3 protein-coding genes are annotated in these 1,525 nt (G+C 70.2%); all 3 read left to right on the top strand.

The annotated features are described in order from the left end of the window. Positions 1-379: hypothetical protein (locus tag FUT87_RS29560; protein WP_186830790.1), on the top strand; the 379-nt coding region annotated here is incomplete at its 5' end. After that, positions 331-663, top strand: a complete 333-nt coding sequence (locus FUT87_RS29565; protein ID WP_186830791.1) for a MipA/OmpV family protein — start codon at positions 331-333, stop codon at positions 661-663. The genes FUT87_RS29560 and FUT87_RS29565, both read left to right, overlap by 49 nt. Positions 664-780: 117 nt before the next feature. After that, on the top strand, positions 781-1,525 hold a 745-nt coding region (locus FUT87_RS26745; protein ID WP_147242944.1), incomplete at its 3' end, for a sterol desaturase family protein.

Below are 1,525 nucleotides of genomic sequence, written 5' to 3' on the forward strand. Positions count from 1 at the left end.
CTGGCCGTCGGCGCCGGGCAGCCGCTCGCGCAGCGACGACCTCCTGCCGGCGCTGGAATACCTCGCGCCCAGCGGCGCCTTCGTGTCGACCGACCTGGGCGTCGGCTGGAATCTCGTTCCGCTGCTCGCCGGCGCCGAGGCCGCCAGGACCTGGCAGGTCGGCGCCCGGCTCTGGCCGCAGTTCGGCCGCCCGTCGCGATTCACGCCAAACGGCATCGACCGGCTAGGGCCGCGCGTCACCACCGAAGCCTTCGCCAACGTCCAGGCGCGCCGTGGCTGCTGCTGCAATCGGGCCTGTCCTGGGGCAGCGCACGTCATCACGACGGGCAGTTGCTGGAGCTCGGCATCACCTCCGGCCTCCCCGTCGGCGACGACCTGATCGCGGTGACGCTGGCAGCGACCGCGGCCAACGGCGCGCACCTGCGCAGCAGCTACGGCGTCGGTCCCGGCGAGTCGCTCGCCAGCGGCCTGCCCGAGTGGCGCCCGCGTGCCGGGATGATGGACTGGAGCGTGGCGCTGAGCGGCGAGCACAAGTTCTCCGAGCGCTGGTCCGTCAGCGGGCAGTGGCTCAACGCGCGCCTGGTCGGCGACGCGGCGCGGTCACCGCTGACCAACTCGAAGTCGCAGCAGACCTTCAGCCTGAGCCTGTGGCATCGCTTCTGAGCGGTCGCAGGTCCGTCGCCACCGCTCCTCGTCACCGCTCGCCGCCACTGCTCCCGTCGCTGCTTCCATCACTGCTCCCATCACTGCGCCTGTCACCGACTTCCGCCACCGCCCGCCATGCATCGCGTTCTCCTCATCGCCGTCCCGCTGTTCGGGCTCTGCATCGCGCTTGAATGGCTGTGGGGCCGGCTCACCGGCCGCGACAACTACCGGCTGCCCGATGCGATCAGCAGCCTCAGCCAGGGCGTGCTGAGCCTGGCCGTAGCGGCGGTGACCCCGCTGTTCCAGAGCGGCCTGTACGCCTGGGCGCTGCCGCACCTTGCGCTGCTGCCGGCCTCGACCTGGTCGGGCGCGTGGGGATGGGTGGTCGCGATCGTGGTCTACGACTTCTGCGACTACTGGCTGCATCGCGTCAGCCACGAGAGCGCGCTGTTCTGGGCCGCGCATGCAGTGCATCACCAGAGCGAGCATTTCAACCTGACGACCGCGCTGCGCCAGGAGAGCTTCTACGCGGTGATGGGCGCGCCCTTCTTCCTGCCGATGGCGCTGCTGGGGCTGCCGGTCGACCTGTACCTGGGCGCCGGGCTGTTCGTGCTGCTGTACCAGTTCTGGATCCACACCGAGCTCATCGGCCGCCTCGGCTGGCTGGACCGCGTGTTCTCGACGCCCTCCAACCACCGGGTGCACCACGCGGTGAATCCTGGCTACCTGGACAAGAACTACGGCGCGGTGCTGGTGATCTGGGACCGGATGTTCGGCACCTTCGCCGAGGAGACCGAGCGCTGCGTCTACGGGACGGTCAAGCCGCTGCGCAGCTGGTATCCGCTGCAGGCCGTCGGGCAGTTCTATGGCGAGCTGCTCG

It is taken from the genome of Mitsuaria sp. TWR114 (assembly GCF_007997345.1).